21 protein-coding genes are annotated in these 26,225 nt (G+C 71.6%); 10 read left to right on the top strand and 11 right to left on the bottom strand.

What is annotated here, in order from left to right; translation table 11 throughout:
* Positions 1-103 precede the first annotated feature (103 nt).
* From ACFOSY_RS02650 to ACFOSY_RS02640, 3 genes are all read left to right on the top strand, one after another.
* Entirely contained in the window at positions 104-1,222 is a 1,119-nt protein-coding gene (locus ACFOSY_RS02650; protein WP_394305078.1) for a hypothetical protein, read from the top strand.
* Positions 1,223-1,329: 107 nt separating this feature from the next.
* Complete coding sequence (locus tag ACFOSY_RS02645) at positions 1,330-2,484, top strand: translation initiation factor IF-2 N-terminal domain-containing protein (protein ID WP_394305077.1); 1,155 nt, start codon at positions 1,330-1,332, stop codon at positions 2,482-2,484.
* Between the two features lie 14 nt (positions 2,485-2,498).
* Complete coding sequence (locus ACFOSY_RS02640) at positions 2,499-3,236, top strand: SAVMC3_10250 family protein (protein ID WP_394305076.1); 738 nt, start codon at positions 2,499-2,501, stop codon at positions 3,234-3,236.
* Positions 3,237-3,292: 56 nt separating this feature from the next.
* Here the strand turns inward: ACFOSY_RS02640 and ACFOSY_RS02635 are convergent, their stop codons facing one another.
* A complete protein-coding gene (locus tag ACFOSY_RS02635; RefSeq protein ID WP_394305075.1) occupies positions 3,293-4,333 on the bottom strand; it encodes an NAD(P)-dependent alcohol dehydrogenase in 1,041 nt (346 codons plus the stop codon).
* 177 nt (positions 4,334-4,510) lie between these two features.
* On the opposite strand from ACFOSY_RS02635, the gene ACFOSY_RS02630 reads away from it, so the two are divergent.
* Entirely contained in the window at positions 4,511-5,434 is a 924-nt protein-coding gene (locus ACFOSY_RS02630) for a helix-turn-helix domain-containing protein (protein ID WP_394305074.1), read from the top strand.
* A 49-nt stretch (positions 5,435-5,483) separates the two neighbouring features.
* Here the strand turns inward: ACFOSY_RS02630 and ACFOSY_RS02625 are convergent, their stop codons facing one another.
* Together ACFOSY_RS02625 and ACFOSY_RS02620 are read right to left on the bottom strand one after the other, a co-directional pair.
* Positions 5,484-8,816, bottom strand: coding sequence for a S8 family peptidase (locus ACFOSY_RS02625; RefSeq protein ID WP_394305073.1), 3,333 nt, complete (start codon positions 8,814-8,816; stop codon positions 5,484-5,486).
* A 300-nt stretch (positions 8,817-9,116) separates the two neighbouring features.
* The gene (locus ACFOSY_RS02620; protein WP_394305072.1) at positions 9,117-10,385 is read right to left on the bottom strand and encodes a L,D-transpeptidase; all 1,269 of its coding nucleotides are present in this window, start codon (positions 10,383-10,385) and stop codon (positions 9,117-9,119) included.
* Positions 10,386-11,058: 673 nt separating this feature from the next.
* Here ACFOSY_RS02620 and ACFOSY_RS02615 point away from each other — a divergent pair.
* Positions 11,059-11,385, top strand: a complete 327-nt coding sequence (locus ACFOSY_RS02615) for a hypothetical protein (RefSeq protein WP_394305071.1) — start codon at positions 11,059-11,061, stop codon at positions 11,383-11,385.
* Between the two features lie 49 nt (positions 11,386-11,434).
* Here the strand turns inward: ACFOSY_RS02615 and hutH are convergent, their stop codons facing one another.
* The 6 genes from hutH to ACFOSY_RS02585 form a co-directional block, all read right to left on the bottom strand.
* A complete protein-coding gene (hutH, locus tag ACFOSY_RS02610) occupies positions 11,435-12,973 on the bottom strand; it encodes a histidine ammonia-lyase (RefSeq protein ID WP_394305430.1) in 1,539 nt (512 codons plus the stop codon).
* 64 nt (positions 12,974-13,037) lie between these two features.
* Entirely contained in the window at positions 13,038-14,189 is a 1,152-nt protein-coding gene (locus tag ACFOSY_RS02605) for a GGDEF domain-containing protein (RefSeq protein ID WP_394305070.1), read from the bottom strand.
* 42 nt (positions 14,190-14,231) lie between these two features.
* The gene (locus ACFOSY_RS02600; RefSeq protein WP_394305069.1) at positions 14,232-15,032 is read right to left on the bottom strand and encodes an enoyl-CoA hydratase/isomerase family protein; all 801 of its coding nucleotides are present in this window, start codon (positions 15,030-15,032) and stop codon (positions 14,232-14,234) included.
* Between the two features lie 728 nt (positions 15,033-15,760).
* Positions 15,761-16,849 (bottom strand): adenylate/guanylate cyclase domain-containing protein, encoded by a 1,089-nt coding sequence (locus tag ACFOSY_RS02595; protein WP_394305068.1) that lies wholly within the window; start codon positions 16,847-16,849, stop codon positions 15,761-15,763.
* Positions 16,850-17,176: 327 nt separating this feature from the next.
* Positions 17,177-18,160, bottom strand: a complete 984-nt coding sequence (locus tag ACFOSY_RS02590) for a hypothetical protein (RefSeq protein ID WP_394305067.1) — start codon at positions 18,158-18,160, stop codon at positions 17,177-17,179.
* A gap of 610 nt (positions 18,161-18,770) precedes the next feature.
* A complete protein-coding gene (locus ACFOSY_RS02585; protein ID WP_394305066.1) occupies positions 18,771-19,637 on the bottom strand; it encodes a biotin--[acetyl-CoA-carboxylase] ligase in 867 nt (288 codons plus the stop codon).
* Positions 19,638-19,748: 111 nt separating this feature from the next.
* Here ACFOSY_RS02585 and ACFOSY_RS02580 point away from each other — a divergent pair, with 111 nt between their 5' ends.
* The 4 genes from ACFOSY_RS02580 to ACFOSY_RS02565 all read left to right on the top strand — a co-directional run bounded on the left by ACFOSY_RS02580 (position 19,749) and on the right by ACFOSY_RS02565 (position 22,528).
* On the top strand, positions 19,749-21,350 hold the full coding sequence (locus ACFOSY_RS02580) for an acyl-CoA carboxylase subunit beta (RefSeq protein WP_394305065.1): 1,602 nt from the start codon (positions 19,749-19,751) through the stop codon (positions 21,348-21,350).
* A gap of 9 nt (positions 21,351-21,359) precedes the next feature.
* Complete coding sequence (locus tag ACFOSY_RS02575) at positions 21,360-21,572, top strand: acyl-CoA carboxylase epsilon subunit (RefSeq protein WP_394305064.1); 213 nt, start codon at positions 21,360-21,362, stop codon at positions 21,570-21,572.
* Between the two features lie 146 nt (positions 21,573-21,718).
* Positions 21,719-21,847, top strand: a complete 129-nt coding sequence (gene mmpB / locus ACFOSY_RS02570) for a morphogenic membrane protein MmpB (RefSeq protein WP_394305063.1) — start codon at positions 21,719-21,721, stop codon at positions 21,845-21,847.
* Positions 21,848-21,907: 60 nt separating this feature from the next.
* Entirely contained in the window at positions 21,908-22,528 is a 621-nt protein-coding gene (locus ACFOSY_RS02565) for a Maf family protein (protein ID WP_394305062.1), read from the top strand.
* Here the strand turns inward: ACFOSY_RS02565 and ACFOSY_RS02560 are convergent.
* The gene (locus ACFOSY_RS02560) at positions 22,497-22,988 is read right to left on the bottom strand and encodes a hypothetical protein (RefSeq protein ID WP_394305061.1); all 492 of its coding nucleotides are present in this window, start codon (positions 22,986-22,988) and stop codon (positions 22,497-22,499) included. The two genes, ACFOSY_RS02565 and ACFOSY_RS02560, sit on opposite strands and share 32 nt — an antisense overlap.
* A 364-nt stretch (positions 22,989-23,352) precedes the next feature.
* Between ACFOSY_RS02560 and ACFOSY_RS02555 the strand changes: the two genes are divergently transcribed.
* Complete coding sequence (locus ACFOSY_RS02555) at positions 23,353-25,125, top strand: acetyl/propionyl/methylcrotonyl-CoA carboxylase subunit alpha (RefSeq protein WP_394305060.1); 1,773 nt, start codon at positions 23,353-23,355, stop codon at positions 25,123-25,125.
* Between the two features lie 66 nt (positions 25,126-25,191).
* On the opposite strand, the gene ACFOSY_RS02550 is transcribed toward ACFOSY_RS02555, so the two are convergent.
* A complete protein-coding gene (locus ACFOSY_RS02550) occupies positions 25,192-26,124 on the bottom strand; it encodes a DeoR/GlpR family DNA-binding transcription regulator (RefSeq protein WP_006132173.1) in 933 nt (310 codons plus the stop codon).
* Positions 26,125-26,225 lie beyond the last annotated feature (101 nt).

Raw genomic sequence — 26,225 nt, 5'->3', positions numbered from 1 at the left:
CGGGCGGGGCGGCGGGCCTCCGCGGGTGCTCGCCGGCGGAAGTTTTCCACAGGGACGGGCACCGGGTTGGCCATTCGGGCGGGCGGTCTGGTTCGCTGGGGACATGGAGATTCTGTGGGTGCTGATCGCCCTCGTCATGCTCGGCTTCGTGGTGCTGCCCGTCCTGCGGCGCCGGCGCAGCGCCGTGGGCCTGGTCCCGCCCGGCCACCCGGACGCGGCGGACCCGGCGAACTACGGCTTCGCGCTCCAGGAGGAGCTGGACATCCGCATGCCCGGCCCCGACCAGGACCTGCTGGACGTCCTCGACGTGGTGCAGCGCACCCAGGACCACCGCGCGGCGCAGCAGCTCCTCGTGGGCACGCCCGCGGAGGGCGAGCAGCGCTGGCAGCGCGTGCAGGCGTTCGCGGGCGCCGCGTCCCTGGAGCTGGCGCAGCGGCCCGGCGGGGTCTCCGAGACGCCGGGCGGCCAGTGGCTGCGGGTGTGGCGCTCCGAGGCGCCGAAGGACGCGGGCGGCGCCGCGGTGCACGCCGAGTTCCTGGTGCAGCAGGCGTGGCGCACGGCCGCGCCCGGCTCGGACGAGTTCCGGATCATCATGGAGGAGGCGAAGGCGGCGTGCGGCGAGGCGGCGCTGCTGGCCCCCGGCGACCCGGTGCCGTACATCGTGGAGCTGTCCGTGGCGCGCGGACTCGGCTATCCGCAGCCTGAGTTCGAGCAGGTCTGGCTGAAGATCCTGGACCGCGCCCCGGCGCACATGGGCGCGCATCTGGCCGCGCTGCACTACTGGTGCGAGAAGTGGCACGGCTCGCGGCAGCAGGCGTACGACTTCGCGGAGGCCGCGGCGGCGCGGGCGCCCCAGGGGTCCCTGCTGGCCGCGATGCCGCTGTTCGCGGTGTTCGAGCACCTCCCGGAGGTGAACCTGGTCAGCGGGTTCTACCAGAGCGAGGTCGTCTCCAAGGCGATCCACGGCGCGCTGCACGCGGTCCACTCGGCCCGCCCGGACGACCCGATGCTCGCGCACGTGCGGCACATGCTGATCTTCTTCCTGGTGCGCGCCGAGCGCTGGGCGGAGGCCATGAACCAGCTCATACACGTCGACGGGCACGTCGGCGCCCTGCCGTGGACGCTCTCCCCGGACCCGGCCGCCGAGTTCGCGGTGTACCGCGCCCTGGCGGTCGCCGGCTACGAGGCGAACGGCGGCAGCCCGGCCACGCTGCCGCACTGACGTCAACACCCGCGCGTCGCCCGGCGTTTGTCCGTATTTTGACCCGTCCGCACCCATATTCTTGACCCCTGCGAGGCCCGGACGGGCCTCCGGTGGAGGAGTCGGGTGTGGCGAACGTACGGGTCTACGAGCTGGCCAGGAAGGTCGGGGTCGACAGCAAGGTCGTCCTGGACAAGATGACCGAGCTGGGACACTTCGTACGGTCGGCGTCGGCCACGGTCGAGGCGCCGGTGGTGCGGGAGCTGATCGACGCCCTGGGCGTCGTGCAGGAGACGGCCGCGTCCCTGCCCCGGGTGCCGGCGCCCGCGGCGCCGCCCGCCGGTTCGGTGCTGCGGCCGCAGCACCACGAGTGGGACCCCACGTCCCGCTGGAAGCCGCTTCAGCCCTTCGACCCGCGCCGGGTCGGGCCGTACACGGTGCTGCGGCGGATCGGCTGCGGGTCGATGGGCCGGGTGTTCCTCGGGCGGACCCCGGCCGGGCGGCTGCTCGCGGTGAAGGTCGTCAAGGAGGAGCTGGCCGACGACCTGGAGTTCCGCAGGCGCTTCCAGCGTGAGGTGGCCGCGGCGCGGGGCGTGAACGGCTTCTACGCACCACCCGTCGTGGACGCGGACACCACCGGCGTCATCCCCTGGCTGGCCACCGCGTACGTGTCGGCGCCGTCCCTGAAGGATCTGGTCGACGCGTGCGGGCCGCTGCCGCTGAGGGCGCTGCGCTGGGTGGCCGCGCAGCTGGTGGAGGCGCTGCGCTCGGTGCACGCGGCGGACATCGTCCACCGCGACCTCAAGCCGTCCAACGTGCTGGTCGGCGTGGACGGACTGCGCGTGATCGACTTCGGGCTGGCCCTCGCGGCGGCCGCCGCGGCCAGCAAGCTGACCGTCGCGCACACCACGCTGGGCACACCCGCCTACATGTCGCCCGAGCAGGCGCTGGACGCCCGGAAGGTGACGTCCGCGAGCGACGTGTACGCGCTGGGCGCGGTGCTGGTGTTCGCCGCGACCGGGCACAGCCCGTACCCGGGCAGCGACCCCGTGCGCACCATGCTCCGCATGCAGACCGAGGCGCCCGACCTCGGCGGGGTGCCGGACGCCTTCGTGGACGTCGTCGCGCCCTGTCTGCGGCCGGACCCGGAGGAGCGCCCCGGCCTCGACGAGCTGCTGGACCTGATCGTGCGGGACATGGAGCCGGGCCCGGACGGTCTGTACCGGCCCTCGGAGCTGCTGCCGCCGGCGGCCTTCGAGTTCCTCGGTCTCCAGGACGTGTGAAGAACGGAGCAGGAGTGCAGGAAGTCATCTATCTGTCCGACCGGAAACTCTCGCAGTTCCTGCCCGGACTGCGCTCGGCGTGGCCCCGGCAGCGGGTCAGCGTCTCCACGCCGTTCGGCGGGGTGGAGGTGGACCCGCCGCCCGGGCCCGCGTCCGACCTGTGGGGCAGGCATCTGCTGCGGGTGGTGCGCCGGGTCGAGGAGTCGGCGCGCTGGTACACGGAGGCGGGGGTGCGGCCGGGGCAGTGGATCGCCTTCGAGGCGCCGCTCAACTACTTCGTCCTGGACGGCGCCGACCCGACGATGGTGTTCTTCGCCGACACCCCGGCCGAGGACCGCACGGTCCGGCTGCTGCTGCACGGCTCCGTCGACCATCTGATCGCCGGTCCGCCGGCCCGCGTCACCGACGAGACCCGCCAGTCCGGCACCCTGGTGCGCAACCTGCTCGGCTCCGACGCCAGCGCGCCCGGCGCGCTGCTCGCCGCCCTCTCCGACGACCTCGGCACCGGCCCGGACGGCCGCCGCCCCTCCCTGGTCACCGCCCTGCACGCGCTGCTGGCCCGCATCGACGCCCAGACGCACCCGGAGACCGCGGCGACGATGCGCGGCTACGCCCGCGTCACCACGGGCTTCCCCGCGACGAAGCCCCCCGGCTCCCCCGGCTCCACCGGCCTCCCGGGCCTACCGGGCCTGCTGGTCGCGAGCCCGCTGTACGTCGAGTACGCGATGTACGCCGAGTACGCGAACACGTGAGAAGAGGCGGGGCGGGCGAGGCCCCGAGGGTGCCCCGCCCGCCCCGCCCGAACCGGTCAGATCGTCGCCGTGTCGATCACGAAGCGGTAGCGCACGTCGCTGTTCTCGACGCGCTCGTAGGCCTCGTTGATCTCGGACGCGGCGATCAGCTCGATCTCCGCGCCGATGCCGTGCTCGGCGCAGAAGTCCAGCATCTCCTGGGTCTCCGCGATGCCGCCGATCATCGAGCCGGCCAGGCTCCGGCCGCCGCCGATCAGCGAGAAGAGGTTGAGGGAGACCGGCTCCTCCGGCGCGCCCACGTTCGCCAGCGTGCCCTCCGTCTTCAGCAGGGACAGGTAGGCGCCGAAGTCCAGGGGCGCCGACACCGTCGACACGATCAGGTCGAAGGAGCCCCGCAGCTCCTCGAAGGTCTTCGGGTCGCCGGTGGCGTGGTAGTGGTCGGCGCCCAGCCGCAGCCCGTCGTCCTTCTTGCGCAGGGACTGCGACAGCACCGTCACCTCGGCTCCCATCGCGTGGGCGATCTTCACGCCCATGTGGCCGAGGCCGCCCATGCCGACGACCGCGACCTTGCGGCCCGGTCCGGCGCCGAAGCGCTTCAGCGGGGAGTACAGGGTGATGCCGGCGCACAGCAGCGGCGCGGCGACGTCGAGGGCGAGGCCGTCCGGGATGCGCACGACGAAGTTCTCGTCGACGACGACCTTCTCGGAGTAGCCGCCGTAGGTGGGCTCGCCGTCCCGGCCGATGCCGTTGTACGTCGGCGTCTGGCCCTGGAGGCAGTACTGCTCCTTGCCCGCCAGGCAGTTCTCGCACGCGCGGCAGGAGTCGACCATGCAGCCGACGCCCACCCGGTCGCCGACCTTGAACCGGGTCACGCCGGGGCCGACCTCGGACACGACGCCCGCGATCTCATGGCCGGGGACCATCGGGAAGATCGCCTCGCCCCAGCCCTCCCGGACCTGGTGGATGTCCGAGTGGCAGATCCCGGCGAACTTGATGTCGATCAGCACGTCGTGCTCGCGGACGGCGCGCCGCTCGATCGTGGTGCGCTCCAGCGGTGCCTTGGCGGCGGGCGCGGCGTAAGCGGCGACAGTGGTCATACGAAGTTTCTCCTCCACAAGGGGTCGTGCGCCCGGGATCCGAACCGCCCGGGCCGCACGCTGTCCAGCCTGGGACAACGGGCGGCGCGTACCCAGACTTCCGTCGTGCCTACGCACGCTGTGCCTACCACTGGCGGGGACAGGCACGACGGGCGTACGAACGGGCACCATGGACGTATGAACGAGCGGATGGGCGACCCGGCCGGCGCCCGGGACGGCGGCCTGGACCCGCGTGCCGAGCTGAGCGAGTTCCTGCGCACGCGACGGGCCCGGCTGAAGCCGCAGGACGTGGGGCTGCCGGACCTCGGACGGCACCGCAGGGTGCCCGGTCTGCGCCGGGAGGAGCTGGCGCAGCTCGCCGGGGTGTCCGTGGCGTACTACACGCGCCTGGAGCAGGGCAACGGACGCAACGTGTCGGCGGAGGTGCTCGACGCGATCGCCCGCGCGCTGCGGCTGAGCGACGCCGAGCACGCGCATCTGACGCATCTCGCGCGGCCGGGCCGGCGCCGAAAGCGCCCGGAGCCCCGCAGCCGCCAGGCCCGTCCCGCGCTGCGGCAGCTGCTGGACGCCATGGAGACGGTCCCGGCGTACGTGGTGGGCCGGCGTTCGGAGATCCTCGCCTGGAACCGGATGGCGACGGCCCTGTTCGGCGACTGGGGCGCGCTGCCGGCGCAGGAGCGCAACTGGGCCCGGCTGGTCTTCCTCGACCCCACGCACCGCGAGCTGTTCGTGGAGTGGGACCAGAAGGCCTACGACATGGTCGCCTATCTGCGCATGGACGCGGGCCGGCACCCGGACGACCCCGCGCTGTCCGCGCTGGTCGGCGAGCTGTCCGTGAAGAGCGAGGAGTTCCGCACGCTGTGGGCGCGGCACGACGTCAAGGAGAAGAGCCACGGCGTCAAGCGGGTGCGGCACCCGCTGGTCGGTGAGCTGACGCTGCTGTGGGAGTCGTTCCGCCCGGCCGGGGAGGCCGAGCAGTCGCTGGTGACGTACTTCGCTGAGGCCGGGTCGCCGTCGGCCGAGGGGCTGCGCCTGCTGGGCAGCTGGAGCGCGGACGCGCCAGCGCCCGGGACGCAGGCGCCGGCCGCCCGGGACGCGTGACGCGGCCCGCCGGAGGCGGGTGCCTCCGGCGGGCCGTCACCGGTGGGGACTACTTGCCGTAGTAGGCGTTGTGGACGGTGATCAGGGACGCGTTGCCCTTCTTGTCGGTGATCTTGGCGCGGAGGGAGACCGCCTTGCCCTTCGCGGGGTTCTTGACGGTGACCTTGCCCTTCGTGACCTTGGTGGCCTTCCAGGTCTTGCCGCCGTCGTAGGAGACGTACACCGCCAGGGACTTGAGGTTCTTGCCCCTGGCCGCGCCCTCCACGACGACCGGGAAGGTGGCCTTCTTGCCGGCCGCGACCTTGCTGTCCAGCCCCGTCACCGCGGCGAACCGGGCGGAGGAGACGGGCAGCTGCTGCTCGCCCGTCGTCTTCTTGGAGCGGAAGATCCAGCTCGCGTCGACGCGGGTGGTCGCGGCGGCGACCTTGGCGCTGCGCCTGACCGAGGTGGTCATCCGGTAGGAGGCGTCACCGGACGGGACGGTGTAGGTCTCGTCCCCGAACAGCGGGTCGTTGCGGGAGCCGACCTTCTTGCCGTTGCGGTAGAGGGTCGTGACCGCGGAGGAGACGGCCGAGGAGCCCTCGTGGCCCTTGCCGTCGGCGAACAGCGGGAGCATGCCGTAGATGCTGTTGCCGTCGCGGAAGACGCCGTAGTACGAGGTGAGACGCGGCCCGAAGACGGCCGTGTTCACGGTCTCCTTGTAGGTCTTGCCGCCCTTGAAGGCCTTGCCGGAGCCGATCGAGTAGCCGGCCTCGTAGACGGGGAAGCCGTCCTCGTCGACCCCGCCCTGCTGCTCGAAGTCCATGTCCCAGGTCACGCCGTTCACCGTGGACAGGTACAGCGTGCGGGTGCCGGGCAGCTTCTGCGCCTGGGAGAAGCCGGACGCGCCCGAGCCGCCGGGCAGCCAGCCGTACGCGGTGACGGCGCCCTTCTTGCCGGCGGCCGAGGCGCCCATGCCGACCTTGACGGTGGCGAACTCCTTGGCCTTGAAGGCGCGGGTGTAGCCGGTGGCGACCCGCTTCACCGGGCCGCCGCTGACGGCGCTGTACTGCGCCGTGGCGCCCTTGGTGAAGTAGGCGTTCCACTGCTGGCTCAGCGAGCCGTCGGTGATCTGCGGGCCGAGGTGCGCGGTGCGGAAGCCGGTGAAGTCGTCCAGCCACCAGCCGTAGGACACCGAGCTGTCGTCGGTCTCGATCGTGTAGTCGGAGAGGGCGAACGCCGCCTTGGCGCCCTTGTCCGCGACGGTGACCTTGACCGGCTTGGCCTTGCGGGCGTCCAGCGTCACGGTCGTGCTCCGGGTGACGTCCAGCTTGGGCTGGGCGAGCCAGTCGGCGCCCTGCCACTTCTCCGGGTCGTCGCCCACCAGCACGCTGGTGTCCAGGACGTAGCCGCCCTTGGGCACGCGCACGGTGACGGTGCCGTCGGCCTCGTACGGGGCGTACGAGCGGTTCTTGCCCAGGCCGGTGAGGCCGGACAGGGACGTCGAGTAGTTCGCGGTGGCTTTGCCGGCGCGGTCGAGGACCTTCAGCGTGAGGTCGTACGACTCGACCTCGCGCTCCACCGCGGCGGCGGTGCGCACGGTCTGCCCGGCGCCGGCGGCGACCACGTACGCCGAGTACGCGCCGTCGACGGTGCCGCCGAGGCGGGTGTCGGCGGTGACGTCCACGGAGGCCGTGCCGCCCGCGGGGACGGTCAGGGTGGAGGCGCCGAGGGTGAAGAAGCCGGCCGGGGCGGCCTTGCCCTTCGGGTCGGTCGCGGTCGACGTCAGCTTCAGCGTGACGTCCTCGGTGCCGAGGTTGCGGTAGGTGAGCTTCCTGGTGACCGGCTTGTCGTCGGCGTGCGGCCACTGCTGCACGCCGAAGCTCAGCGACACCGGCTCCGCGACGACGGTCTGGGCGATCGCCTTGTCCACCTGGACGCGGCCCGAGCCCTGCTCGAACGGGGTGTACTTCCCGCCCTTGGTGGAGGCGGTCAGCGCGGCCTTGAGTTCCGCGTACTTCCAGTCCGGGTGCTGCTGCTTGAGCAGCGCGGCGGCGCCCGCGACGTGCGGGGTGGCCATGGAGGTGCCGGAGATGGTCATGTAGCCGGCCGGCTTCTCGCCGACCTCCTTGGCGATGTCGTTGCCCTTCGCCGAGGCGGCCGTGATGTCCACGCCGGGGGCGGTGAGATCCGGCTTGACGGCGCCGTCGCCGAGGCGCGGGCCGGTGGAGGAGAACTCGGCGAGCTTGTCGTTGTCGTCGACGGCGCCGACGGTGAGCGCGGAGTCCGCGCTGCCCGGCGAACCGATCGACTGCGGGCCCTCGTTGCCCGCCGCGATGGCGAACAGGATGCCCTTCTCGGCGGACAGCTTGTCGACCGCCGCCTCCAGCGGGTCGGTCTCCGGGGTGTCCATGCCGCCGAGGCTCATGTTGACGATGTCGGCGCCCTGCGCGGCCGCCCACTCCATGCCGGCGAGGATGCCGGAGTCGTCGCCGAAGCCGGCGTCGTCGAGGACCTTGCCGTTGAGGATCTTCGCGCCGGGCGCGACGCCCTTGTACGTGCCCTTCGACTGGGCGCCCGTGCCGGCCGCGATGGACGCGACATGGGTGCCGTGGCCGACCACGTCGCCGGTGGTGGGCGCGGAGGTGAAGTTCTTGGCCGCGGTCACCTGGCCCTTGAGGTCCGGGTGGGTGGCGTCCACACCGGTGTCCAGGACGGCGATCTTGACGCCCTTGCCGTCGTAGCCGGCCTGCCACGCCTTGGGGGCGCCGATCTGGCCGACCGAGGTGTCCAGGGACGCCTTGCGGACGCCGTCCAGCCAGACGCGGGCGACACCGGAGGCGGTGCGGTCGCCGTCGGTGACGGCGTCCCACAGCTCGGCGGTGGCGTCCTGCGGGGTCTGCACCGCGTCCGCGTTCAGGGATGTCAGCGCCCGGCGGACGGTGCCCGCGTCGCGGACGTCGGCCTTGGCGGTCTTCGCGGCGCCCCGGTAGCCGACGATGACCTTCAGGCCGGCGCGGTGCGCGGTGCGGGTCGCCGACTTGTTCAACTCGGTGACATCGAACAGCCGTTGGTCCAGCGTGCCGGACGCGACCAGCCGGGCGGCGTCGGCGGGGACGACCAGCGTGTGGCCGTCGGCGCGGCGGATCTGGACGGGTATGTGCGCGCGGCCCTCGGCCGGCTCCAGGCCCAGGACGCGGCCCTTGGCGTCCAGCGTGACCCGGTCACCGGTGATGAGGGTGATCCGGTGCTTGCCCTTGAGGGCCGTCGCGCTCGTGGACGAGCCGGCGGCCGTGCCGTTCTCCCCGTTCGCCGACGCGGGGCCGGCCATGCCCGCCGCGAGCGCCACGGCGGTCGCCGTGGCGATCGTGGCCGCGCATGCTTGTGAGACGTGTCTGCGCAAGGTTCCCCCTAGCGAAGTCGCCGGGCGGCGGAAGCATCGCCCGGCCGGGGGTGGTCTCGTACGCGTGCGCGCACCCCCCGGTGCTCGGAGTATGCCGACCGGTGATCAAGCGGCTCAAGGGGGTTCGGGAGTGGTCGGGAAGTCGCCGGGTGACTGTGATGTACCCGCAGGAACTCCGTTACGAAATCGCGCGGTTGGGGCGGGAGGGACAGCAACGGCCGATGCCCCCGTCACCGCTCCCGAGGGAGGGGACGAGGGCATCGGCCGTGTGGTGTGGGTTTCCGTCGCGGCGGAGGGGCGTCAGACGGCGGAGCCGGCCTTCCACTGCTCCCAGCTCATGTTCCAGCCGTTGAGGCCGTTGTCCGGGGCGATGGTCTTGTCGCCGGTGTTCTGCACGACGACCACGTCGCCGACGATGGAGTTGTTGTAGAACCAGGCGCCCGGCGTGCTCGGGTCGTTGGCGCCCTTGGCGTCGGCGAGGCCCACGCAGCCGTGGCTGGTGTTGACGCTGCCGAAGATGGACTTCGCGCCCCAGTAGTTGCCGTGGATGAAGGTGCCGGAGGTGCTCAGACGCATGGCGTGGGGCACGTCCTTGATGTCGTACTCGCCCTTGCCGTCGTCGTCGGTGAAGCCGACGGTGGCGCCGTTCATCCGGGTCTCCTTGAACTTCTCGGAGATCACCATCTGGCCCTCGTACGTCGTGTTCTCGGGCGCGCCGGCGGAGATCGGGATGGTCTTGACGGTCTTGCCGTTCTGCGTGACCTTCATCTGCTTGGTCTCGGCGTCGACGTAGGAGACCTGGTTGCGCCCGATCTTGAAGGTGACCGTCTTCTGCTGGACGCCGTAGACGCCCTCGGCGCCCTCGACCCCGTCGAGCGCGAGCTTCAGGGTGACGGTGGAGCCCTCCTGCCAGTACTGCTCGGGGCGGCAGTCCATGCGGTTGGCGTTGAACCAGTGGCAGGCCACCTCCTGACCGCTGGTGGAGGACACCTCGATGCCCTTCTGCACGGCGGACTTGTTGGTGATGGCCTTGTCGAAGTTGATCGACACGGGCATGCCCACGCCGACCGTGGTGCCGTCGTCCGGCGTGAAGTTGCCGATGAAGCTGTTGGACGGGGAGACCGTCGTGAAGGACGCGTTCTCGTGGGCGACGAGGCCCTCGGAGTCCTTCGCGGAGGCCGACAGCTTGTAGGTGGTGGCGCGCTCGAGCTGGCCGCTGGGCTTCCAGCTCTTCTTGTCGGCCGATATCTGGCCCTCGACGGCGGTGCCGTCGGCGGTGGTCATGGTGACCTCGGTGAGCTCGCCCTTGGCGACGGTCACGGTGGCCGAGTTGTTGATGGAGGCGTTGGTCGAGCCGTCCTTGGGCGTGATCTTGATCTGCGCCTCGGAGGACTTCTTGGCCGCCGCCTCGTCGACCTGAGCCTGCGAGGTGTCCTTGCCGTCGGATGCCGCGGCGTCGTCGTCCCCGCCGGAACACGCCGAGAGCACCAGCACTCCGCCGAGCAGAGCGGACGCGGCCGCCAAGCCCCTGCGCCGCCGCTTACCGTCCGTCATCACACGCTTCTCCATCGTCACCAGAATCCCAACCCCACGAGGCCCCAGGCGGAAGCCGAGGCACCTCGTCCACAACCTTCAACGCTACGACCGGGTTGTCCGGTTCCCTGAGTCCCATACGTGTGGGACTCACCACGTCCGCCGGTGCGGAGCGCGGGAACGCCGGTCAGTGCGCCGATTGAGACGTGCCGCCCCGGGGCGTCGGTTGCCTCCCGGGGTCAACATTTCCTCAAGTCGTCTCAGCCTGCGCGCGAACCGCCGTGGGGGACGCGTCGCGGTGGGGGGACTCTTCGTCGTCGGACTCGTCGTCGCAGTCCTCGTCGAACACGCGGCCATCCTCGCCGCCGGTTCCCCCATCAGGCGAGTACCGGTCGTGATCCAACCTCCCGGCACCGCACGACATCCACCGCACCCGACGCTCCACCACCCCCGCCGACCAGTACGAACAGGCACGTAAGAAAGTCCGCCGTTTCTTACTGTGTCCTCGGTCACAACCCTTTGCCCACAAGCCCGTTCAACGCGCACGACCCTCCCGTCCGAGCGAAACCGTACATATCAGTACGTCTTGGAAGTGCTCACGCCCGGACCGCACAGGCGGGGGCGCCCGTGACTTTCCTGTGACCCGCGCGGTTCACTACCATCAGCCCACACGGCCAATTCGCCAGCGCCACAAGGGGATCGATATTCCGTGTCATCCGCGCTCCGTCCGTTGCTGACCGCCACCGCCGCGGGCACCCTGCTGTGCGCCCTGTGGTTCGTCCCGTCCGCGAACGCGACCTCGGACGCCCCGGCCACGACCGCGCCGTCCGCGAGCCCGTCCCCGCAGGTCACCGAGCAGGCGAGAGGCGTGTCGAGCGCGACGACGGCCCAGCTGGAGAGCACCGGCCAGGAGGTCCGCCTCGCGGACACCGGCAGCTTCGACAGCACCCCGTACATCGTCGGCGGGACCGCCTCGCTGGCCCTCGGCGCCGGCTTCGTCGTCTATTCGGTGCGCCGGGAGCGCCTGGAGTTCTGAGCGACGCCCACCGGGGCCCCGCGGACGACTCCGCGGGGCCCCGTCCGTCTCACCTCAGCGGCCCGGTGACCCGCTCCACGGCCTCGACCAGCCGCCCGTCCCGTACGAAGGTCTCCGCGGCGGCGAGGTCGGGCGCCAGGAACCGGTCGGGGCCGGGGCCGCCCACGCCGGCCTCCCGCAGCGCCTTCAGCACCGCGCGCGTCGCCGGGGCGGGGGTGAGCCCCTCGCGCAGTTCCACGGCCCGCGTGGCGGCGTACAGCTCCACGGCGACGACCCGGGTCAGGCCGTCGACAGCGGTGCGCAGCTTGCGCGCCGCCGACCAGCCCATGGACACGTGGTCCTCCTGCATCGCGGACGACGGGATGGAGTCCGCCGACGCCGGTACGGCGAGCCGCTTCAGCTCGCTGACCAGGGCGGCCTGCGTGTACTGGGCGATCATCAGCCCGGAGTCGACGCCGGGGTCGTCGGCGAGGAACGGCGGCAGTCCGTGGCTGCGGTTCTTGTCCAGCAGCCGGTCGGTGCGGCGCTCGGCGATGGAGGCGAGGTCGGCGACGGCGATGGCGAGGAAGTCCAGTACATAGGCGACCGGCGCCCCGTGGAAGTTGCCGTTGGACTCCACGCGTCCGTCAGGCAGGACGACCGGATTGTCCACGGCCGCCGCGAGTTCGCGCTCGGCGACCAGCCGGGCGTGCGCCAGGGTGTCGCGTCCGGCGCCGGCGACCTGCGGGGCGCAGCGCACCGAGTAGGCGTCCTGGACCCGGGGCGCGTCGTCCTGGTGATGTCCCGTCAGGCCCGAACCCTCCAGCACGGCGAGCATGTTGGCGGCGCTGGCGGCCTGACCGGGGTGCGGGCGGACGGCGTGCAGCTCGGGGGCGAGCACCTTGTCGGTGCCGAGCAGCGCCTCCAGGCTGAGGGCGGCCGTGACGTCGGCGGACCGGTACAGCAGATCCAGGTCGGCGAGGGCCATGACCAGCATGCCGAGCATGCCGTCGGTGCCGTTGAGGAGGGCGAGCCCCTCCTTCTCGCGCAGTTCGACGGCCCGGATGCCGTGGGCGGCGAGCAGTTCGCCCGCCGGCCGGACGCTGCCGTCGGGGCCCTCCGCCTCCCCCTCGCCCATCAGCGCGAGCGCGCAGTGCGAGAGCGGGGCCAGGTCGCCGGAGCAGCCCAAGGAGCCGTACTCGTGCACCACCGGGGTGATCCCGGCGTTCAGCACGTCGGCCATGGTCCGCGCGACCTCGGGCCGGACGCCGGTGCGGCCGGAGCAGAGGGTCTTGAGCCGCAGGAACATCAGGGCGCGCACGACCTCCCGCTCCACCCGCGGGCCCATGCCGGCGGCGTGCGAGCGGACGATGTTGCGCTGGAGCTGTGCGCGCAGGTCCGGGCTGATGTGCCGGGTCGCCAGGGCGCCGAAGCCGGTGCTCACCCCGTAGACCGGGTCCGGCTTGGCGGCCAGGGCGTCCACGATCTCGCGGGACGCGGCGAGGGCGGCGACCGCCTCCTCGGACAGTTCGACGCGGGCGCCGTCGCGCGCCACGGCCAGCACGTCGGACGCGGTCACGCCCGACGTCCCCACCACCACTGTGTGCATATCCATATTCAGGAGCCTACGCAGTGAATGCCTCACTGTCACCACCGGACCCGGCCCGCGCCCCTTACCCGGGGGCATGCCGCCCGCGGAACCGGCGCCGCTCCCCGTCGGCCTCCCGCGAGGGTTCGTCCGCGAGCCGCACCACGGGGTCGTCCGGCCCCTCCCGCCCGGCCACCACGGGGTGCGCGGCCCGCTCGGCCTTGGCCCGGTACTGCGCCGCGTCGGCCAGCCGGAACAGCCGCCGCGCCGAGCGCACCGGCCCGATCGGGTCCTCCGTGGACGCCACCCCGCAGGCGACACCGTCCCCGATGTCCAGCTCCACGGCCCGCCGGCACACCTCGTCGGCCGCCTTGACCACCTCGTCGGCGGACGGCCCCACCGCCAGCAGACAGAACTCGTCCCCGCCGAGCCGCGCCGCCAGAGCGCCCGGCAGCATCGCCCCGCACAGCGACAGCACGGTGCCGAACCGCTCGAGCAGCCGGTCGCCCACGGAGTGCCCGAGCGTGTCGTTGACCCGCTTCAGCCCGTTGACGTCGCACACCACCAGGCTGACGACGGCCCCGTCCCGCCGGTGCAGCTCGACCGCCTCGTCCAGCCGGGCGTCCACCGCCCGCCGGTTGGCGAGACCCGTCAGCGAGTCCGTGAAGGCCAGCCGCCGCGCCTCCTCCAGCCGCTCGGTCTGCGCGATCCCCGCGGCCACCACGGCGGCCAGCACGGTCGCGAAGTCGGCGTCGGCCCGCCCGAACACCGGCTCCCCGGCCGGCCGCGCCACGTACAGCTCACCCCAGGCCCGCCCGTGCAGCACGATCGGCGCGACCACGCAGCAGCCGCGCCCGCGCCGCCGCAGCGCCGCGACCCGCTGGTGGCAGTACCCGGCGCGCCCCTCCTCGGGGCCCTGCGCGGTCTCCACCCAGGCGTCGGGCTCACCCCCGCCGGCCCACCGCTCGTGCAGGAACTCGGTGATCTCGGCGAACTGGTGCACCGGGTACGACTCGTCCTCGGGGAACTCCTCCTCCCCCTCGGCGAGCTCCCCGACGTTCACGAGCACCCGCAGCCGTCCGAGCTCCCGCTCCCACACCGACAGCGCGGCGAAACTCCCGCCGAGGGCCCGGCGGGCCCCGCCGGCGGCGGCCCGCCACGCCTCCCGCGAACTGCGCGCGGCGGCCATGCCCTGAGCCAGCGCCACCACGGCCGCCAGCCGGCTCTCCTCACCCATTCCCCCAGATTAGGGAGATTTTCCGCTTATCGAGACATCGAGTCACTCCCCGGGCCATTCCGGCCGCCGCTTCTCGTTGAAGGCGGCGACCCCCTCCGCCCGGTCCCCGGAGAACGCCACCGACCGCCAGGCCGCGTCCTCGACCTCCAGCCCGGCCGGCAGATCGAGCCCGTGCCCCAGCCGCAGCGCCCGCTTGGCGGCCCGCAGTCCCACGGGCGAGTTCCCGGCGATCCGCGCGGCCAGGGCAAGCGCCTCCTCGCGGTCCCGCCCCTCGTCCACCAGCACGTCCACGAGCCCGATCTCCCGCGCCTCCCCGGCCTCCACCCGCCGCGCGGTGAAAATCAACTCGGCCGCCCGCGCCGACCCCACCCGCCGGGGCAGCAACTGCGTACCGCCCCCGCCGGGAATCACCCCGACGGACACCTCGGGCAGCCCCATGACGGCCGTACGGTCGGCCACGACCACGTCGCACGACAACGCCAGCTCGCACCCGCCCCCCAGCGCGAACCCGTGGACAGCCGCGACAGCGGGCACCGGCAGCTCCAGCACCCCGGTGTAGGCGGCCCGCGCCACGGGCCGCTGCCGCACCAGATCGGCGTCCGTGAAGGAATTCCGCTCCTTCAGGTCGGCCCCCACGCAGAACGCCCGCTCGTGCGACGAGGTCAGCACCACCGCCCGTACGTCACGGTCCTCGCCCAGCGCCGCACAGGCGCCGGCGATCGAGCGGGCCATCTCCGTCGACACCGCGTTCATGGCCTTCGGCCGGTCGAGGACGAGCTCCGCGACATGCCCCCGCTCGTGCCGCCGCACCAGCACGAACTCCCCGAACCGTTCCTCACTCATGACACCCTCCGGTTAACGCGGGTTAACTTGGCTCGCCCCGATCATGGCAGCCGGGAGCCGCCGAGGAAAAGGGTCCACCCGTTCGAGTGACAAACGACCGACTCGCCTGAGCCGCACCCCGCCCGGCGCATACGGTGCGCACACCGCGCGCGCCGGGGGCGCACGCAGGGGGGAGACAGACGATGACACCGGACGACACGCGCACCGTCCCCCGAGGACGCCACCGAAAACCCCGCCACCGCCGCGCCCTCCTGGCCGCGGGCGCCCTGACCCTGACGGCAGGAGCGGCCACCCTGATCCACGTGGCGACCCCGGACGCCCCGCCGAGGGACACGAGGGCGGCCCCGCTGCCGGACACCAGCACCCCCGCCCCGAGCGCGAGCGCCACGCCCACCACGGGGGACACGACACCCCCGCCGACCCCTCACCCGAGCCCGACGTCACCGAGGGCGCAGGGGGGCAAGGCGCGGGCGCCGCTCATATCGTCCGAGGAGGAGACGGCACCCCGGAGCACGTCACCGAACGCCCCCACCCAGCCGCGGACGACGGCACCGCAGCCGTCCCAGAGCCCGGCACAGCCACCACCACCGGAACCGCAGCAACCGACGACACCGCCCCCGTCCACAACCGCACCCGCGCCACCGGACGACGAGGACGATGCCCGGGACCGGGGCCTCTGCCTCCCCCTGCTGAACATCTGCCTGGGCGGCTGAGAGCGACGGCGTTGCTCAGTCGGAGGCCGGCGCGGGTGTCCGTCGGTTGAGCAGCCAGGGCTCGACCACGCCGAGGCCACGGACGGGCCGCTGCCACATCGGCTGGAGGGCGAACCGGTACGAGGGCGGCTCCTCGCCCTCCTTCTCCTCGGCGGCGGCGGCCTCACTGGCCGGCGCGTCACCGGTGCGGATCAGTTCCTGGGCGAAGTCGGCGTCGACGAGCACGGCGTCGCGGGGAGCTATGGAGGTGAGCCGGGAGGCCAGATTGACGGTGGTGCCGAAGACATCGCCCATCCGGGTGGTGACGGTGCCGAAGGCCATGCCGACGCGCAGTTCCGGCATGGTCTCGTCGTTCGCCATGGTCTCTATCAATCGCAGGGCGATCTCCGCGGCGGTCCCCGCGTCGTCGGCGGCGTACAGCACCTCGTCACCGAGGGTCTTGATGAGCCGCCCGCCGCGCGCCGCGACCAGGTCGGCAGCGGTGGTCTCGAAGGCCTCGACCAGCTCGCCGAGCTCCTCCTCCTCCATCCGCCGGGTCAGACGGGTGAAGCCCACGAGGTCGGCGAAGGCGACGGCGAGCCGCCGGTCCACCATCTCCTCGTCGTCGGCCTCCTGCACCACGCGCCCGGCCGACGCGGCGAGCTGCCGCCGCCAGACGTAGACGAGGAACTCCTCCAGCTCGGGCAGAAGCAGCTCGACGATCGGATACGTGACCTCGGTACGGGTCATGCCGGGCTCGGGCGGCTCCGTGAGCCCTTCCAGGAAGGAGTCGATCTGCCATTCGGCCAGCCGGGCGGTGGTCTGACCGGTGGACCGGGCGACCTGCACGGCCATGGCCTCGCTCAGCAGGCCGGCCTCCACCAGACCGGCGAGGCGGCGCAGGGCGAGGACGTCCGCCTCCGTCAGGGCCTTCGCCTGCCCCACGTCGGCGAAGCCCATGGCACGCCAGAAGCGGGTGGCGAGCTCCATCGTGACGCCTGCGCTGCGGGCCGCCTGGAACGGCGTGTAGCGGCGCTCGGCGCCCAGGATGAGCTGCTCGAGGCGCAGAGCAAGCGGATCCTCGCCGTCGCCCTGCGCGTCCGCACCCGAGTCGTCGACGCTCACGCGTTGCTGCCCTTTCCGATCTGTCACGGCCATGTCTCGACCGGGCTCAACTCTACGGCAGGTGTGCGGTAGCTCACTCCGTCAGGTTGGGCCGTGGGGGAGGTGCGGGGGCGCGTGCCTTCACTTACGCGCCTGGGGCGCGGCGCCGGTGCCCTTTTCAACCTCCGGTTGCGCGGACGGGGCGGGGTGTTGCACACCCCGGTGCGAGCGCGCACCCGCGCGGGGTTTGCACACCTATCGCATCAACTCCGCGGTGAAGCGGCTCGATGATTGCCACTCTCGAGCGATTGGGTCGCGACAGGCGCTACATGAGATGCGCAGTCGCTGCTACGAAAGTTCCTTCTCGATGAGTCGGAGATAGCTGAATGGATGCTCTTGCATCCTTTGGACCACAGGACGAACCTCACGCGTGGCGATATTGAACCCGATACTTCCGGCGATTCCGGCTACCCAGCCGAGGTCTGGGACCACTAGGGCTCCAACTGCTGCGGTGCTCACAGCCACCGTGACGGAGACAGACCTGGTGATCCACGCCATGCGACTGCTCTTCACAGCTTCTTGATAGTCGGCTCGCGCCCGGGTCAGCTCCTTGCGCATGCGTTGAAGAACGTCGGCTGGGTGTTCCCAGTGCCGATTGAGCTCACTGAGCATGACTTGGGTTGCGTCGACCAAACGCTCTCGCTCGGAGGCGTACTTCTCTCGAAATGCCAACACTTCGGATGTGGGGGTCCCGGGAGCTGGTATGGGCAGCATGCGCCCCAGTTCCACGCGCCAAGCCGCTACCTTGCGGTAATCCGGCCTCAGTGATATCTCGTCAGCCGTGGGTTGATCGGTGTAGGGCGTGTAGGAGAGGTTCGCTGTCGAGCGTGCAACCTCGTGCGCCATGGTGCCAGCCAAGACGAGCAGCACCTGCTCAGGAACGACGAGATATCCGAGGTCTGGCCACTCGTCAGGGCGACTACGCCGGGCTACGCCGAGTGCTAGGAGCCCCTCTTCGAGCTTGAAGCCAATCTTCCCACCCGAGTCAAGGTAGACAGGGCGGCCTCTATGCGGGCCTATCGCTTGCAGCTGATCTACCATTCCGGGAAAATCCTCGATTTCCCTGTTGGCCAGCAAACGATAATGACGCTTGAGGGTGATGGGTTTATAGAATCCTCGGTCCTTGAGATCCTGCAGCGGGCCTGAAAGCGTACGTTCGTAGGCTTCTTGTCTCTCCGACACGATCGAAGCGAGCCCGTCCCAGTACAGCAAAGCTTCGTGGACCACTTTCAGCGGAGGCTTGGACAGCGGATAGTAGAGAAGCGTGGTCATTGGTTCCCCCTGATGCGGAGTTCCACGTCTGTAGAAGAAGACACGGAACTCGACCCGTAGCGACTTGGACCTCCCCGACCGCTGATCCCTCATGCCAGGGACACAGCCTGATGTCCGACCGGATAGCGAGCCCATTGCCGCTGTGCCTGCTGACGCTGGTGATCACATCGGCTCGGACGATCTCCTGGGTCAGGTTATCGCCAGTAGGCTGTGTGCGAACCCAAGATGTCGCAATAACGCCCCTCCTACTTGGCCCATTAAGATCATTACGGGTCATCTAGGCGGCGCGAATGCCCGCGGTGGGTGAATCTTTCGGCGGCCGCCCCGCACCGGTGTCGGTGTTGCCGCCGACGGCGGGGAGGGGTCGGGGTGGGGGTGGGCGCCCGCAGCGGCTGGCGCGTCCGCGCCCGTCACATACAAGTACGCACTCTCGCGCCAGACCGAGGACGTCCACCCCCGCCGCGGCCCCGCACCACCACCCCACCCTGGGCGCTACGCCCGCCCCCACCGCACCGCAACCCTGCGCCGCAGGCACTCAACCGCAACCCCCACCGGACCGCCGCAGGCACACGACCGCACCCCCACCGGGCAGAACCCCCCGCCGCAGGCGCTACCTCAGGTGCACGATGTCGCCCGCCCCCACCAGCTCCTGCACCCCCGCCTCCGTCGCCAGTACCAACCGCCCGTCGCCGTCCACCGCCACCGCCTCCCCCACCAGCGCCCGATCCCCCGGCAGCTCCGCCCGCACCACGCGCCCCAGCGTCGCGCACCCCGCCGCGTACGCCTCCTGCAACCCGCACGCCCCCGCGTCCCCACCCGCGGCGCACCACCGCCCGTACCAGTCGTCCAGCCCCCGCAACACCGCCCGCAGCAACGGATCCCGGTCCGTGCTCACGGCCCCCGCCAACGCCAGCGACCCCGCCGTAGGCACCGGCAGCTCGTCCGCCCGCAGGCTGACATTCACACCGACCCCGACGACCACACCCCCGTCCCCCGCGGCCTCCGCCAGAATCCCCCCGGCCTTCCGCTCCTCTCCCCCCACCGTCACCAGCACGTCATTGGGCCACTTCAACGCCGTATCCACACCCCCGGCCCGCGCCAGCCCCGTCGCCACGGCAACCCCCGTCAACAACGGCAGCCACCCCCACCGCTCCATCGGCACCCCAGCGTCCCCGGGCCGAAGCGACACGGAGAAGAACAACCCGGACCGAGCCGGAGCAACCCACTTCCGGTCCAGCCGCCCCCGCGCATCGGTCTGCTCCTCGGCAACGAGAACAACCCCCTCCCCCAACCCGGCCCCCGCCCGCGCAGCCCCCGCCCGCGCCACAAGATCGGAGTTCGTGGACCCGGTCCGCTGCACCACATCCACCTCCCGCCACAAACTCCCCTCCCGCACGAGCGCCCGCCGCAGCGCCCCCGCGTTCAACGGAGGCCGTTCCAGATCCGACCACCGGCCGAAGTCATCTCGAGGTGTCATGCAACCCACACTAGGTGTGGGAAACACCGCACTGCCGAACACACAGCCCCCCACTACGCTACGGATGAGTAACCGTCCCCCCTTTTGAGCAGGCAGGGAGCCGCGATCCCGATGTCCGAGCCGGAAGCGCAGCCGGAAGTGCAGCAGCCTGACATCCACACCACCGCGGGCAAGCTCGCGGACCTCACGCGTCGGATCGAAGAGGCGACGCACGCCGGCTCCGCACGCGCCGTCGAGAAGCAGCACGCCAAGGGCAAGCTGACGGCCCGTGAGCGAATCGACCTCCTGCTCGACGAGGGCTCCTTCGTCGAACTGGACGAGTTCGCCCGGCACCGCTCCACCAACTTCGGCCTCGACGCCAACCGTCCCTACGGCGACGGCGTCGTCACCGGCTACGGCACGGTCGACGGCCGCCCGGTCGCCGTCTTCTCCCAGGATTTCACCGTCTTCGGCGGCGCCCTCGGCGAGGTCTACGGCCAGAAGATCGTGAAGGTCATGGACTTCGCGCTCAAGACCGGCTGCCCGGTCATCGGCATCAACGACTCCGGCGGCGCCCGCATCCAGGAGGGCGTGGCCTCCCTCGGCGCGTACGGGGAGATCTTCCGCCGCAACACCCACGCCTCCGGCGTGATCCCGCAGATCAGCCTGGTGGTCGGCCCCTGCGCGGGCGGCGCGGTCTACTCCCCCGCGATCACCGACTTCACGATCATGGTCGACCAGACGTCCCACATGTTCATCACGGGACCGGACGTCATCAAGACGGTCACCGGCGAGGACGTCGGCTTCGAGGAGCTGGGCGGCGCCCGCACGCACAACTCCACCTCGGGCGTGGCCCACCACATGGCCGGCGACGAGAAGGACGCGATCGAGTACGTCAAGCAGCTGCTCTCCTACCTGCCGTCCAACAACCTCTCGGAGCCCCCGGCCTTCCCCGAGGAGGCCGACCTCACCGTCACCGACGAGGACCGCGAACTCGACACGATCGTCCCGGACTCGGCGAACCAGCCGTACGACATGCACACGGTCATCGAGCACGTCCTCGACGACGCGGAGTTCTTCGAGACGCAGCCGATGTTCGCGCCGAACATCCTCACCGGGTACGGCCGGGTCGAGGGCCGCCCCGTCGGCATCGTCGCCAACCAGCCGATGCAGTTCGCCGGCTGCCTGGACATCACCGCGTCCGAGAAGGCGGCCCGCTTCGTGCGGACCTGCGACGCCTTCAACATCCCTGTGCTGACCTTCGTCGACGTCCCCGGCTTCCTGCCCGGCGTGGACCAGGAGCACGACGGCATCATCCGGCGCGGCGCCAAGCTGATCTACGCCTACGCGGAGGCCACCGTCCCGCTCATCACGGTGATCACCCGCAAGGCGTTCGGCGGCGCGTACGACGTCATGGGCTCCAAGCACCTGGGCGCCGACCTCAACCTCGCCTGGCCCACCGCCCAGATCGCGGTGATGGGCGCGCAGGGCGCCGTCAACATCCTGCACCGCCGCACCATCGCCGAGTCGGACGACCCGGAGGCGGCGCGCGCCCGGCTGATGCGGGAGTACGAGGACGCGCTCCTCAACCCGTACGTCGCCGCGGAGCGGGGCTACGTCGACGCGGTGATCATGCCGTCCGACACCCGCCGCCACATCGTGCGCGGTCTGCGCCAGCTGCGGACCAAGCGCGAGAGCCTGCCCCCGAAGAAGCACGGCAACATCCCCCTGTAAGGAGCCGCTGTGACGATCAAGGTGGTACGGGGCAACCCGACCCCGGAGGAGCTGGCCGCCGCACTGGCGGTGGTCAGGGCGCGCGCCGTGGCGGCGGCCGCCCTGCCGTCCGGCGCGCCCACGGTCCGCGACGCCTGGTCCGACCCGTCCCGCATCGCCGCCCGCCGGGTGCCCCAGCCGGGCCCGGCGTCGTGGTCGCGGACGTACTGGCCGGGCGGCTGACCTCTGCGATCCCCGACGGGCCGTACGCCTCCGCGTACGGCCCGTCCCGCATGTCCCCCGCCGACCTCGGCCAACCGGAGGGTCCCCCACCAAGTTGAGTACGCGTACTCAGGCGCCCTCCGCCGACTCCACCGCACGCTGGAGGAATGCTGTGGTCCGACCCCGAGAACGAGCCGCCGAAGGAACTGCGTGACACGCAGGACATGCTGCGGCGGCTGGGCGTTTTCGTGGCCCTGGCCATGATCCTGACGATGCTGGTGATCGGCGTGAGGTGAAACCCCGCCGCGCCTCCACCGCAAGATGAGCCGTCCGAAGGACGCCGATACGCTGACCGCATGACAGATCACCCGCGTCGCCGCCTTGTGCTCGCCTCCCAGTCCCCCGCCCGGCTCGGGCTGCTCCGCCAGGCCGGGCTGGCGCCCGAGGTGATCGTCAGCGGGGTCGACGAGGACGCCGTCACCGCCCCCACCCCCGCCGAACTGGCGCTGGCCCTGGCCGAGGCCAAGGCGTCCGTGGTGGCCGCGAAGCCCGAGGTGAAGGGCGCGCTGGTGATCGGCTGCGACTCGGTGCTGGAGCTGGACGGCGAGCCCCTCGGCAAGCCGGAGGACGCCGAGGAGGCCACCGCGCGCTGGAAGGCGATGCGCGGCCGCGCGGGGACGCTGCAGACCGGCCACTGCGTCTACGACACCCTCAGCGGGCGCTACGCCTCCGCCACCGCCTCCACGGTGGTCCGTTTCGGCGAACCCTCGGACGAGGAGATCGCGGCCTACGTGGCCTCCGGCGAACCGCTGCACGTGGCGGGGGCGTTCACCCTGGACGGCCGTTCGGCGCCGTTCATCGACGGCATCGACGGCGACCACGGCAACGTGATCGGCATCAGCCTGCCGCTCGTACGGCGCCTGCTGGCCGAGCTGGGCGTCGGCATCACGGAGCTGTGGGCGCCGCGGGAGGACTGAGGGGCGGCGGCGTCCCGGAGTCGGCGGGCCCGGGATCGACGGGCCCGGCGGGCTCGTCGGGCTTCTCCGGCCGCCCGTCGTACGTCATCAGCAGCAGCACGATGAGCGCGAGGACGACGACCATGAAGAGGAACGCCGTCCAGCCGATCAGGCCCCAGGCGAAGGCGCCGAGCAGCGCGTGCACCACGGCGGCGCTGATCAGCAGCACCCGGCCGAGCCCGGCCGGGGCCCGGTCGCGCAGGGCGACCAGCAGGGACACCAGGCCGCACAGGGCGAAGTAGAGCCCGAAGACGACGCCGCCGATCTTCGAGGACACCGACATCACGTCCGGGTCGAGACCGGCGAGGGACATGTCCTGGCGGTCGACGACGACCCCCAGGAACCAGTTCACCGCCAGCACGCCCAGCGCCTCGGCGAACAGCACGAGCGCGACGATCCACGCCACCGGTCTGCGGACCACCGGCCCCCACCCACTTTCGAGCACGATTGTGGTTACCCCGAGTATGTTCGGGACGACGCGAAGGCTACTAACGGGTAAACCTCGGTACAAGGGGCGTGCGACGGGCAAAGAATCATTGGGCCATTCGTAGGGACTCCACAAAGAATCGAAGTGGGCCGCAGCACGCTCTCACAGAGACCTTGACCACATGACGAGGCTAGGGTTTCCGGGAGGAGTCCTGCGTACCGAGGTGCGACAAGGGATTTCGCGGGTCGAGCGAGCCTCGCATCACGCTCCGTGTGGGCAAGCTCACCACTGGGGACGGGTCGAAGTGCCGTGTCGGCAGTCCCTAAACTCGGCTTGTTTCAAGGAGGGAGCCTCAATCGTGCGCAAGGTGCTCATCGCCAACCGTGGCGAAATCGCTGTCCGCGTTGCCCGGGCCTGCCGGGATGCCGGAATCGCGAGCGTTGCCGTCTACGCCGACCCGGACCGGGACGCTCTGCATGTCCGCGCCGCGGATGAGGCGTTCGCCCTGGGCGGTGACACTCCGGCCACCAGCTACCTGGACATGGACAAGGTACTGAAGGCCGCGCGGGAGTCGGGGGCCGACGCGATCCACCCCGGCTACGGCTTCCTCTCGGAGAACGCCGAGTTCGCCCAGGCGGTGCTGGACGCGGGCCTGATCTGGATCGGCCCGCCCCCGCAGGCCATCCGCGACCTCGGTGACAAGGTCGCCGCCCGGCACATCGCGCAGCGCGCGGGCGCCCCGCTGGTGGCGGGCACGCCCGACCCGGTGTCCGGCGCGGACGAGGTCGTCGCGTTCGCCGAGGAGCACGGCCTGCCGATCGCCATCAAGGCCGCGTTCGGCGGCGGCGGGCGCGGCCTGAAGGTCGCCCGCACGCTGGAGGAGGTCCCCGAGCTGTACGACTCGGCGGTGCGCGAGGCGGTGGCCGCGTTCGGCCGCGGCGAGTGCTTCGTCGAGCGCTACCTGGACAAGCCGCGGCACGTGGAGACGCAGTGCCTGGCCGACAGCCACGGCAACGTGGTCGTGGTCTCCACGCGTGACTGCTCGCTCCAGCGCCGTCACCAGAAGCTGGTCGAGGAGGCCCCGGCGCCGTTCCTCTCCGACGCCCAGGTGGAGGAGCTGTACAGCGCGTCGAAGGCCATCCTCAAGGAGGCCGGCTACGTCGGCGCGGGCACCGTGGAGTTCCTCGTCGGCGCCGACGGCACGATCTCCTTCCTCGAGGTCAACACCCGCCTCCAGGTGGAGCACCCGGTGACCGAGGAGGTCGCCGGCATCGACCTGGTGCGCGAGATGTTCCGCATCGCCGACGGCGAGGAGCTCGGCTACGGCGACCCGGAGCTGCGCGGTCACTCGTTCGAGTTCCGGATCAACGGCGAGGACCCGGGCCGCAACTTCCTGCCCGCCCCCGGCACCGTCACCACCTTCGCCCCGCCGTCCGGCCCCGGTGTCCGCCTGGACGCGGGCGTGGAGTCGGGCAGCGTGATCGGCCCGGCGTGGGATTCCCTGCTGGCCAAGCTGATCGTCACCGGCGCCACCCGTGAGCAGGCCCTCCAGCGCGCCGCCCGCGCCCTGGAGGAGTTCAAGGTCGAGGGCATGGCCACCGCCATCCCGTTCCACCGCGCCGTGGTGAAGGACCCTGCCTTCGCCCCCGAACTCACCGGCTCCGCCGACCCGTTCACGGTCCACACCCGCTGGATCGAGACCGAGTTCGTCAACGACATCAAGCCCTTCGCCTCGGCCGTGGACGCGGACGCCGAGGAGGAGGCGGGCCGTGAGACGGTCGTCGTCGAGGTCGGCGGCAAGCGCCTGGAGGTGTCCCTGCCCGCCTCCCTCGGCATGAGCCTGGCCCGCACGGGTCTGGCCGCCGGCGCCAAGCCGAAGCGCCGCGCCGCCCGCAAGTCGGGCCCGGTCGCCTCCGGCGACACCCTGGCGTCCCCGATGCAGGGCACGATCGTCAAGGTCGCGGTCGAGGAGGGCCAGGAGGTCAAGGAGGGCGACCTGGTCGTCGTCCTGGAGGCGATGAAGATGGAGCAGCCCATCAACGCCCACCGCTCCGGCACCGTCAAGGGCCTGAGCGCGGAGGTCGGCGCCTCGGTCACGTCCGGCGCGGCGATCTGCGAGATCAAGGACTGACACCCGCTCGACGACACAGCGCCCGGCGCCCTCCACAGGAGGACGCCGGGCGCTGTCGTACGACCGTCAGCGCCGCCGCAGGTCGGCCACCCGGGCGGCCCGCTCGGCGCCGCCCTGCCCCTGGTCGGACGCGGCGCCCAGCGCCACGGCCGTACGCAGTCCGGGCGCCTGCCGCCGGGGGCCGGGCAGCGGGACGTCACGGCGCCGGCGCCCGGACGGGGGGCCGTCACCTCCCGCGCCGGCGTTTCCCCCCGGCGCTCCCGCGACGGCGATCTGCACGCCCTGGTCGGCCAGCGCCTGGAGCTCGGTCGCCGCGCGGTCGTCGTGGGCGGGCGGCTCGTCGGTCACCAGCCGGGTGATCAGGTCCGTGGGCACCGTCTGGAACATGGTGTCCGTGCCGAGTTTGGTGTGGTCGGCGAGAACCACCACCTCCGCGGCGGCCTGCACCAGCGCCCGGTCGACGGACGCCGACAGCATGTTGGACGTGGACAGCCCGCGCTCGGCGGTCAGGCCGCTGCCCGAGAGGAAGGCCCGGGACACCCGCAGCCCCTGGAGGGACTGCTCGGCGCCGCTGCCGACGAGGGCGTAGTTGGAGCCGCGCAGCGTGCCGCCGGTCATCACGACCTCGACCCGGTTGGCGTGGGCGAGCGCCTGGGCGACCAGCAGGGAGTTGGTGACGACCGTCAGCCCGGGCACCCGGGCCAGCCGGCGGGCCAGCTCCTGCGTGGTGGTGCCCGCGCCGACCACGATGGCCTCACCCTCCTCCACGAAGTTCGCGGCGAGGTCGGCGATGGCGGTCTTCTCGGCGGTGGCGAGGTGCGACTTCTGCGGGAAGCCGGACTCGCGGGTGAAACCGCCCGGCAGCACCGCACCACCGTGCCGGCGGTCGAGGAGTCCTTCTGCCTCCAGCGCGCGCACGTCCCGCCGTACGGTCACTTCGGAGGTCTGGACGACGCGGGCGAGCTCACGGAGCGACACGGCCCCGTTCGCTCGCACCATTTCGAGGATCAATTGGCGACGTTCTGCAGCGAACACGAAACTGACAGTAACGCCGACGACCGTCTGCTTTCAGCAGTTTGCGCTGAATAGCAGAAGTTGTT

This window comes from Streptomyces lusitanus (assembly GCF_042647945.1).
Classification (GTDB): Bacteria; Actinomycetota; Actinomycetes; order Streptomycetales; family Streptomycetaceae; genus Streptomyces; species Streptomyces pseudogriseolus.
This window is presented reverse-complemented; position numbering and strand designations above follow the sequence as displayed.

Coding starts and splice junctions, on each gene's coding strand:
- ACFOSY_RS02580 (WP_394305065.1), top strand. CDS start 19,749: ATGTCCGAGCCGGAAGCGCAGCCGGAAGTGCAGCAGCCTGACATCCAC.
- ACFOSY_RS02600 (WP_394305069.1), bottom strand. CDS start 15,032: ATGAGTGAGGAACGGTTCGGGGAGTTCGTGCTGGTGCGGCGGCACGAG.
- ACFOSY_RS02630 (WP_394305074.1), top strand. CDS start 4,511: ATGAACGAGCGGATGGGCGACCCGGCCGGCGCCCGGGACGGCGGCCTG.
- ACFOSY_RS02550 (WP_006132173.1), bottom strand. CDS start 26,124: ATGGTGCGAGCGAACGGGGCCGTGTCGCTCCGTGAGCTCGCCCGCGTC.
- ACFOSY_RS02650 (WP_394305078.1), top strand. CDS start 104: ATGGAGATTCTGTGGGTGCTGATCGCCCTCGTCATGCTCGGCTTCGTG.
- ACFOSY_RS02590 (WP_394305067.1), bottom strand. CDS start 18,160: ATGACCACGCTTCTCTACTATCCGCTGTCCAAGCCTCCGCTGAAAGTG.
- hutH (WP_394305430.1), bottom strand. CDS start 12,973: ATGCACACAGTGGTGGTGGGGACGTCGGGCGTGACCGCGTCCGACGTG.
- ACFOSY_RS02565 (WP_394305062.1), top strand. CDS start 21,908: ATGACAGATCACCCGCGTCGCCGCCTTGTGCTCGCCTCCCAGTCCCCC.
- mmpB (WP_394305063.1), top strand. CDS start 21,719: ATGCTGTGGTCCGACCCCGAGAACGAGCCGCCGAAGGAACTGCGTGAC.
- ACFOSY_RS02585 (WP_394305066.1), bottom strand. CDS start 19,637: ATGACACCTCGAGATGACTTCGGCCGGTGGTCGGATCTGGAACGGCCT.
- ACFOSY_RS02620 (WP_394305072.1), bottom strand. CDS start 10,385: ATGGAGAAGCGTGTGATGACGGACGGTAAGCGGCGGCGCAGGGGCTTG.
- ACFOSY_RS02635 (WP_394305075.1), bottom strand. CDS start 4,333: ATGACCACTGTCGCCGCTTACGCCGCGCCCGCCGCCAAGGCACCGCTG.
- ACFOSY_RS02605 (WP_394305070.1), bottom strand. CDS start 14,189: ATGGGTGAGGAGAGCCGGCTGGCGGCCGTGGTGGCGCTGGCTCAGGGC.